At 71.4% G+C, this 8,504-nt stretch carries 9 protein-coding genes and 1 other RNA gene; 7 read left to right on the top strand and 3 right to left on the bottom strand.

The window, feature by feature from the left end; all coding sequences use genetic code 11:
• Nucleotides 1-126 precede the first annotated feature (126 nt).
• Together H4F99_RS08975 and H4F99_RS08970 are read left to right on the top strand one after the other, a co-directional pair.
• The gene (locus H4F99_RS08975) at nt 127-849 is read left to right on the top strand and encodes a tyrosine/phenylalanine carboxypeptidase domain-containing protein (RefSeq protein ID WP_182669385.1); all 723 of its coding nucleotides are present in this window, start codon (nt 127-129) and stop codon (nt 847-849) included.
• Nucleotides 846-1,949, top strand: a complete 1,104-nt coding sequence (locus tag H4F99_RS08970; protein ID WP_220481090.1) for an ATP-grasp domain-containing protein — start codon at nt 846-848, stop codon at nt 1,947-1,949. Before H4F99_RS08975 ends, H4F99_RS08970 begins: the two co-directional genes overlap by 4 nt.
• Before the next feature lie 3 nt (nt 1,950-1,952).
• On the opposite strand, the gene H4F99_RS08965 is transcribed toward H4F99_RS08970, so the two are convergent.
• From H4F99_RS08965 to H4F99_RS08955, 3 genes are read right to left on the bottom strand one after another with little or no spacing between them, the layout of a single operon-like run.
• Entirely contained in the window at nt 1,953-3,350 is a 1,398-nt protein-coding gene (locus tag H4F99_RS08965; protein ID WP_182669409.1) for an FAD-binding oxidoreductase, read from the bottom strand.
• Nucleotides 3,347-3,727, bottom strand: coding sequence for a YraN family protein (locus tag H4F99_RS08960; protein ID WP_182669384.1), 381 nt, complete (start codon nt 3,725-3,727; stop codon nt 3,347-3,349). Before H4F99_RS08960 ends, H4F99_RS08965 begins: the two co-directional genes overlap by 4 nt.
• The gene (locus tag H4F99_RS08955) at nt 3,708-5,096 is read right to left on the bottom strand and encodes a penicillin-binding protein activator (RefSeq protein WP_182669383.1); all 1,389 of its coding nucleotides are present in this window, start codon (nt 5,094-5,096) and stop codon (nt 3,708-3,710) included. Before H4F99_RS08955 ends, H4F99_RS08960 begins: the two co-directional genes overlap by 20 nt.
• Nucleotides 5,097-5,174: 78 nt before the next feature.
• On the opposite strand from H4F99_RS08955, the gene rsmI reads away from it, so the two are divergent.
• The 5 genes from rsmI (at nt 5,175) to ftsL (ending at nt 8,453) form a co-directional block, all read left to right on the top strand.
• Nucleotides 5,175-5,999, top strand: coding sequence for a 16S rRNA (cytidine(1402)-2'-O)-methyltransferase (gene rsmI / locus H4F99_RS08950; RefSeq protein ID WP_182669408.1), 825 nt, complete (start codon nt 5,175-5,177; stop codon nt 5,997-5,999).
• 57 nt (nt 6,000-6,056) lie between these two features.
• Nucleotides 6,057-6,406, top strand: an RNA gene (gene rnpB, locus H4F99_RS08945) — RNase P RNA component class A.
• 384 nt (nt 6,407-6,790) lie between these two features.
• The gene (gene mraZ / locus H4F99_RS08940; RefSeq protein WP_182669382.1) at nt 6,791-7,237 is read left to right on the top strand and encodes a division/cell wall cluster transcriptional repressor MraZ; all 447 of its coding nucleotides are present in this window, start codon (nt 6,791-6,793) and stop codon (nt 7,235-7,237) included.
• Nucleotides 7,234-8,190 (top strand): 16S rRNA (cytosine(1402)-N(4))-methyltransferase RsmH, encoded by a 957-nt coding sequence (gene rsmH / locus H4F99_RS08935; RefSeq protein WP_343064179.1) that lies wholly within the window; start codon nt 7,234-7,236, stop codon nt 8,188-8,190. The genes mraZ and rsmH overlap by 4 nt, the downstream gene beginning before the upstream one ends.
• Nucleotides 8,187-8,453, top strand: a complete 267-nt coding sequence (ftsL, locus tag H4F99_RS08930) for a cell division protein FtsL (RefSeq protein ID WP_182669380.1) — start codon at nt 8,187-8,189, stop codon at nt 8,451-8,453. Before rsmH ends, ftsL begins: the two co-directional genes overlap by 4 nt.
• The last annotated feature ends 51 nt before the right edge of the window (nt 8,454-8,504 follow it).

Below are 8,504 nucleotides of genomic sequence, written 5' to 3'. Positions count from 1 at the left end.
CTCGATCCGGACGGGGGAAGCGCAGTAAATCCCGTGCCGTCCAGACCGATCTGTGCCGGACTGGAAATCGAACTCAAAATATTCTCGTTAAAACAATGCGTTAGATAAAAAATATTGGTGGAGGCGGTGGAGGCCGAACTCGCGTGGTACCGCGAACGCGAGCCCGGCTTCCACGCCGACCTCGTGGTCGACACCGACATCGGCTCGATGATGATGGTGTCGCACGGCACCTTTTACGTGGACGGCAACATCCGCCTGCCGCGGGCCCGCATCCAGCCGCTGGTCCAGCACGAGATCGGCACCCACGTGGTCACCCGCCACAACGGTGCGGCGCAGCCGCTGCGGCAACTGGAGGTCGGCCTCGCGCATTACGACGCGCTGCAGGAAGGGCTCGGCGTGCTGGCCGAGTACCTGGCCGGCTACCTGCCGGGCAACCGCCTGCGGGTGTTGGCGGCGCGGGTGCTGGCCGTGCACCTCGCGCTGGAGGGCGAGGGCGTGCCGGGCATCTTCGACTGCCTGCACAACGAACACGGCCTGCCGACCGACGAGGCCTTCGACATCGCCGTGCGCGCGATGCGCGGCGGCGGGTTGACCAAGGATGCGGTCTACCTGCGCGGCCTGCGCGACCTGCTCGACCACCTCGCCGCCGGCGAGCCGCTGGAACCGCTGCTGCGCGGCAAGTTCGCGCTGTCGCACCACACCGTCCTCGACGCGCTGGCGGACGAAGGCTGGGTGGTGCCGCCGCGGTTGTTGCCGCGCTACGTCCAGCACCCCGACCACGCGCGGCGCCTGGCCCGCTGCCGCGACGGCGACGTCACCGCTTTCTTCCAGGGAGAACCCGAGCCATGACCGCCACGCCCCCTGCCGGTTCTTCGAAGGGCCCCGCCGCGCCCGGGCGCGCCATCCGCATCGGCTTCGTGATCAACGATATCGCCACCGAAAAGGCCAATTACACCACCCTGCGGCTGGCGCGACGGGCGCTGGAGCGCGGCCACGAGGTGGCGCTGATCGGTCTGGGCGCTTTCATCTACGACAGCGGCGGGGTGGTGCGGGCGCATGCGCACGTGCCCGCCGGCCGCGATCACGAAGACGACGCGGCGCTGCTGGCGGAGCTGCAGTCGGACGAGGCGCGCATCGAACGCATCTCGGTGGAGGCGCTCGACGTGCTGATGCTGCGCAGCGACCCGGCCGACGAACTCAACGAGCGCCCGTGGGCGCCGAACAGCGGCCTGCTGTTCGCGCAACTCGCGGCGCTGCGGCACGTGATCGTGCTCAACGACCCCACCCACCTCACCGACGCGTCCAACAAGACCTACTTCCAGCATTTCCCCGAGGAGGTGCGGCCGGTCACCTGCATCACCCTCGACGCCGAGGAGATCAAGGCCTTCATCGCCGCGCACGACGGCCACGCCGTCATCAAGCCGCTGCAGGGCTCCGGTGGGCAGAGCGTGTTCGTGGTGACGCCCGACAGCGAGGGCAACCTCAACCAGATGATCGATGCGGTGACCCGCGACGGTTACGCGATCGCGCAGGAGTACCTGCCGCGCGCGAAGGACGGCGACCTGCGCCTGCTGACCCTCAACGGCCGTCCGTTCCAGATCGACGGCCGCTATGCCTGCATCCGCCGCTACAACGACAGTGGCGACGCGCGCAGCAACATCAGCGCCGGCGGCAAGTACGAAATGGCCGAGCCTGACGCCGACGCGCTGTACATCGCGCGTATCGTTGCCCCCAAGCTGATGCGCGATGGCATGTATTTCGCCGGGCTCGACATCGTCGGCGACAAGATGATGGAGATCAACGTCGATACGCCGGGCGGCCTGAGCATGGCCGACGACCTGACCGGCATCGACTTCAGCGGCCACCTGATCGCCGACCTGGAACGCAAGGTGGCGCTGCGTGACCACTACAAGCGCACGCTCAGCAATACCGAGCTGGCGATGATGTGAGGCTCAGGGCGGCAGCAGCTTGCCCGGGTTGAGGATGCCGTCGGGGTCGAACTGGGCCTTGATCGCACGCATCAGCGCGAGGGTCGGCGGGTCGATCGCGCGCGGCATGAAATCGCGCTTGGCCAGGCCGATGCCGTGTTCGCCGGACAGGGTCCCGCCCAGTTCGAGCGCGAGGTCGAAGACGCCGGCCATGGCTTCGTGGGCGCGCGTGGACTGGGCCGGGTCGGTGGGGTCGAACATCAGGTTGACGTGCAGGTTGCCGTTGCCGGCGTGCCCGAAACAGACGATCGGCAGGTCGAACGACGCGGCCAGGCGCTGCACGCCGTCGACTAGGTCGGGGATGCGCGAAACCGGCACCACCACGTCCTCGTTGATCTTGCCCGGGGCGAGGGTGCGCAGGGCAGGGGACAGCGTCTTGCGCGCGGCCCACAGCCGGCTGCGGGCCGCCTCGTCGTCGGCGGCGTCGATCGAAATCACGCCATCGCCGGTGCCGTGGCCATGCGCGGCGTGGCGCAGTGCTTCGAGGGCATGGGGCAGGGTGGCGGCGTCGCCGTCGGCCTCGATCATCAGCAGTGCACCGGCCGCGTGCGGCAGATCGGCGCCGCCGACGTCGCGGGCCAGGCGCACGGCGTGGTGGTCCATGAACTCCAGCATCGACGGCGTGACCGGCTGGGCCATCAGCCGGGCGACCGCGCGCGCGGCACTGGCGACGTCGCGGTAGACCGCGCGCAGGGCGCCGCGGGCCTGCGGCGCCGGGGTCAGCCGCAGGGTGGCCTCGACGACCAGGGCCAGGGTGCCTTCGCTGCCGACCAGCAGGCGCTGCAGGTCGTAGCCGGTGGACCCCTTGGTGGTGGCGCTGCCGCAGTGGACGAGCTCGCCGGCGCCGGTCACCGCGGTCAGGGCCAGCACGTTGTCGCGGCTGGCGCCGTACTTGACCGCGCGCGGGCCGCCGGCGTTGCAGGCGAGGTTGCCGCCGACCGTGCTGAACGCGGCGCTGGTCGGGTCGGGCGGCCAGAACAGGCCGTGCGCGGCCAGGGCGGCCTGCAGGTCGCCGTTGAGCACGCCGGGCTCGACCACCGCGCAGCGGTCGCCGGGGCGGATGGCGAGGACCCGGTCCATGCGCTCGAACGACACCACCACGCCGCCCGCGGCCGGGACCGCGGCGCCGGTGGTGTTGGTGCCGCGCCCGCGCGCGACGATCGGCACGCGATGCACGCGACAGGCGCGCACCAGCGCCTGCACCTGCGCCGCCGTGGTGGGCAGGGCGACGGCGTCGGGCATCGCGTGCCGGCGCGAGTTGTCGTAGCCGTAGGTCAGGCGCTCGCTGGCATCGGTGCGCCAGCCGTCGCCGAGCAGATCGGCGAGCGCGTGGTCGAGCGCGGGGGGCAGGGCGGCCATCAGCCGTCGGCGCGGAAGGCGTCGCGGATCCAGTCCAGCACCGGCGCGTCCGGATCGCCGCTGGCCTGCACCACGTCGAAGCGGCAGGGCCGCGCCGACAACGCCGGGCGGCGCAGCAGGTACACCTGCGCGGCCCGCACCAGTTTCGCCTGCTTGCGCCAGTCGACCGAGGCGGCGCCGCCGCCGAACGCGGCGGAGCGCCGGTAGCGCACTTCGACGAAGACCACCGTGCCAGCGTCGTCCATCACCAGGTCGATCTCGCCGACCTTGCTGCCGGCGTTGCGCGCCAGCGGGCGCAGGCCGGCCGCACGGAGGTGCGCGAGCGCCGCGGACTCGACGGCCGCGCCGCGCGCGCGGCGGTCAGGGACGGTCGCTGCCATCCGGCAGCGGCATCACCACGCCGCTGATGAAGGTGGCCCAGGTCGGCGTGCGCAGGACGTTGCCGAAGCCGTCCACGCGCAGGGTACCGGTGGCGCCGGGCAGGCTGGCGTCGGCGACCGTGACCAGGCGCTCCATGTAGGCGGACAGGCTCCAGGCATCATGGCCGAAGGCGAACAGCTTCGCCGCCGGTCCGCGCGCGGTCGGCAGCAGCTCGGCGGTGGTCGAGGCCATCGGCAGGCCGCGCGCGCCGCGTGCGGTCCAGGTCTCGGTCGGGAAGGCGATGCCGTCGAGCACGCGGTCCTTCTCGGCGTCGCCGGTGCCGGACAGCAACTGCGAGGTCGCCACCCGCGGCTTGCCGGCGAGCCCGGCCAGCGACAGCTTCGGCACGAGTTCGCGCGCGCTCGCGCCACGCACGGCCAGGAACACGGCGTCGACACCACCCTCGCGGGTCGCGAACGGCGTCAGGTCGGCGATGCCCTCGCCGGCGACGTCGGTGACGGTGCCGCCGTTCTCCTCCAGCCGGGTGCGCAGCGCGTTCACGGCGCGCTGCTGGCTGTCGTCGCCGCCGGCCACGACCAGCACGCGCTTCGCGTTCCGGCGCAGCAGGAAGTCCGCGGCGGCGCGGCCCTCGTCTTCAGGCGCCAGCGCGAAGCTGGCATTGCCCGGCGGTGGCGATTCGGTGCCGGCATTCAGCGCCAGCATCGACACCGGCAACGCACCGCGCGCGAAGATCGCGTCGACCGCGGCGCGGTCCAGCGGGCCGACGATGAAGTCGTTGCCCTCGGCGACCGCGCGGTCGTAGGCGGACAGGGTGCCGGCGATGCTGCCGGTGGTGTCGTAGAAGCTGACCTCCGGGCGGCGGCGGTGCTCGGCGTAGTAACCGGCGAGGAAGCCGTCGCGCACCGGCGAGGCCGCCACCGCCATGTCGCCGCTCAACGGCAGCAGCAGGGCCAGCTTGACCGGCGGCCGGTAGCCATCGCCGTCGGCCGGCGGGCGGCCGTTGGCGTCGAAGGTCCAGGCGGCATGGTCGAACGGCCGCGGCAGCGGCAGGCCGCGCGCCATCAGTGCCTCGCCCATGTAGGTATAGAGCGGGTCGCCGGCCGGCAGGGCCGCGGCTTCGCGGGCCAGCGTCGCGTCGTCGAGCTGCGACAGCAGCTGGCGGATCTGGTGGGCGTTGTCGATGCGTGCCTGGCCGGTGAGCACCGCGCCGCTGCGCGCGAGTTCGGCGGCCTGGGTGGTCGCCGGGCTGTAGACCACCTCGGCCGGCGTCGAGCGGGTGGCGACACCGCCGCAGGCGGACACCGCCAGCGCGAGGCCCAGCGCCAGGGCGGGCGGGCGCGAACGGAGGAAGAACGTGCTTGGAGTCATGGGCAGCAAGCACCGCAAAGCGGCGTCATCCGGGAACCGGGTACGATTCTACCTGCCCCCTTCGTGGAGTCATCCGCCATCAGCGCCCCGGCCGGAACCCTGCATGTCGTCGCCACCCCGATCGGCCACCTCGGCGATCTCAGCCCGCGTGCGCTCGAGGTCCTGCGCACGGTCGACCTGGTGTGCGCGGAAGACACCCGGCACACCCGCCAACTGCTGGCCCACTTCGGCGTCGAACAGGCCCTGCAGGCGCTGCACCAGCACAACGAGGACACGCAGGCGGCGAACCTGGTCGAGCGCCTGCGCGCGGGCGAGTCGATGGCGCTGGTGTCCGATGCAGGCACCCCCCTGGTCAGCGACCCCGGCTTCCGCCTGATCCGCGCCGCGCGCGAGGCCGGCATCCGGGTCTCGCCGGTGCCGGGTGCCTGCGCCGCGATCGCCGCGCTGAGCGTGGCGGGCCTGGCATCCGACCGGTTCGCCTTCGAGGGATTCCTGCCGGCCAAGGCCGGCGCGCGGCGTGACCGGCTGGTGCGGCTGGCCGGTGAGCCGCGCACCCTGGTCTTCTATGAGTCCGCGCACCGCATCGTCGAATGCCTGGATGACATGGCCGCCGTGTTCGGCCGCGAGCGCCCGGCGGTGCTGGCCCGCGAGCTGACCAAGCTGTTCGAGACCGTGCTTGACGGTCCGCTCGGCACCCTGCTCGAGCGGGTCGAGGCCGACGCCGACCAGCGCAAGGGCGAGTTCGTGCTGGTGGTGCAGGGCGCGGGCGAAGACGGCGAGGCCCAGGTCGCCGAGGGCCGCCGCGTGTATGCCCTGCTGGCCCCGCACCTGCCGCCGTCGACCGCGGCCAAGCTGGCGGCCGAACTCAGCGGCGCGCCGCGCAAGGCCCTGTACGGCGGTTAGCCCGGGCGTCGCCGCGGCCCCTGCTTCGGCCCTCGAACCGCTAGAATGGCGCCCGGCGGAGTCGGCCGGGCAACCGCGTCATGCGAAGGCATGCCGAGGAAAGTCCGGGCTCCACAGGGCACGGTGCCAGGTAACGCCTGGGCGGCGCGAGCCGACGGAAAGTGCAACAGAGAGAAGACCGCCGATGGCCCGCGAGGGCACAGGCAAGGGTGAAACGGTGCGGTAAGAGCGCACCGCGAGTCTGGCAACAGACCGGCACGGCAAACCCCATCGGGAGCAAGACCAAATAGGGAGACGATGCCGTGGCCCGCGGTGTCTCCGGGTAGGTTGCTTGAGCGCGCCGGTGACGGCGCGCCTAGAGGAATGGTTGCCCACGACAGAACCCGGCTTACAGGCCGGCTCCGCCCCTTTTCCCTGCCCGTCATTCCGGCGGCGGGGATACCCGGCCCGACGCAGGCCGGGGAGGGATGTTGCTTTGCAGCATCCCAGGCCCCGGCCCCGGTCGGTGGCCTGAACCATGACGACCGACACGGTCCAATCTCAAAATATGAGACGAAACAAGGCTTAGTGGATAAGTCTTGAACAAGTCTGTGAACTTCTTCGCAAGCCCTTGATGCGACTGGTGAAATTCGCCCCGGAAACCTGTTGACAAGGGTAGGGGGCGTGCCTAAGGTGGACATCCGAGGGAAAACCGGGAATTTGGTGGTTTTCCGTGGCCGGAGTCGCCCGGGTTGGGCGGTTCCATCGACAGGCAGACCCGCCCGGAGAGGCGGGCTCCCACAGGTGAATCGATGTTCCAGGGCGAGACCGCCATCACGATCGACGACAAGGGCCGGCTGGCGGTGCCCACCGCCCACCGCGAGCTCGTCGCGTCCGCGTGCGGCAACCGCTTGGTCCTCACCTACAACCCCTTCGAGTCCGGCTCGCTGTACCTGTATCCCCATGCCACCTGGGAACGCGTGCGCGACCAGGTCAACAAGCTGCCGAAGGCGAAGAAGGTCAACCGCAACCTGCAGCTGAAGCTGGTGGGCGCGGCGACCTTCGTCGAACTGGACGGCAATGGGCGCATCACCGTGCCCGCCAGCCACCGCGCCGCGGTCGGCATCGAGCGCAGGGCGGTGCTGCTGGGCATGGGCGACAAGTTCGAGTTGTGGAGCGAGCAGGCGCACCACGCGCAGATCCAGCAGACGGTGTCTGACGAGGATCTGAGCGAGGAGCTGCTCGACCTGCAGCTGTGACGGGGGGTGGCGTGGAGCGCGCCGCGGCGCCATCCGGCCACCTCCCCGTGATGTACGCACAGGTCCTGGAGGGCCTGCGCGTCGATGGAGGCGGCACCTACCTCGATGGCACGTTCGGGCGCGGCGGACACGCGCGCGGGGTGCTCGACAAACTCGGCCCGGGAGGCCGGCTGCTGGTGATGGACAAGGACCCCGACGCGATTGCCGTGGCCGAACGCGAGTTCGGTGCGGACGCCCGCGTCGCGATCTTCCGCGGCAGCTTCGCCCGGATGGCCGACTGGGACGCGACCGTCGCCGGCCTGGATGGCGTGCTGCTCGACCTTGGCGTGTCCTCGCCGCAGCTGGACGTGGCCGAGCGTGGTTTCAGCTTCGGCAAGGACGGCCCGCTCGACATGCGCATGGACCCGGACAGCGGCGAGAGCGCCGCCGAATGGCTGGCCCGCGCCGAGGAACGCGAGATCGCGGACGTGCTGTGGACCTATGGCGAAGAGCGGCTGAGCCGCCGCATCGCCCGCGCCCTGGTGGCCGCCCGCAGCGAGGCGCCGATCACCCGCACCGCCCAGCTGGCCGAGCTGATCGCCCGGGCGATGCCGCGCGGCGACGGTCGCATCCATCCGGCCACCCGCAGCTTCCAGGCGATCCGCATCCACGTGAACCGCGAGCTGGCCGACCTCGAGCAGGGCCTGGACGCGGCGATGGCCCGCCTCAAGCCCGGCGGGCGGCTCGCGGTGATCAGCTTCCATTCGCTGGAAGACCGCATCGTCAAGCAGTTCATCGCACGCCACGCCAAGGCGCCGCCGGCCAACCGCCGGCTGCCGGACGTGCAGGCGTTCACCCCGACCCTGCGCGCCATCGGCGGCGCGATCAAGGCCGACGAGGCCGAGACCGCCGCCAACCCGCGCGCGCGCAGCGCCGTGCTGCGCGTCGCCGAGAAGCTCGGGGAGGCCGCATGAGCCTGCGCCTGGTGCTGGTCGTCCTGGTGGTCGCCAACCTGGCCAGCGCGCTGATGGTCGTCTACGCGCGCCACGAGAACCGCCAGCTGTTCGTGCAGCTGTCGCGGCTGGAAAAGACCCGCGACGAGCTGGACATCGAGTTCGGCCGCCTGCAGCTGGAGCAGGCCACCTGGGCGGAGAGCAACCGCATCGACCAGGTCGCCCGTGATCGCCTCGGGATGAAGTTCCCGGAAGGCGACGAGATCGTGGTGGTGCGCCCATGAACCGCCGCCCGGCCGCGCCCGCTGCCTTCATGCAGGGCCTGTTCGACCGCA

Source organism: Marilutibacter penaei (assembly GCF_014145395.1).
Lineage (GTDB): Bacteria > Pseudomonadota > Gammaproteobacteria > Xanthomonadales > Xanthomonadaceae > Marilutibacter > Marilutibacter penaei.
This window is presented reverse-complemented; position numbering and strand designations above follow the sequence as displayed.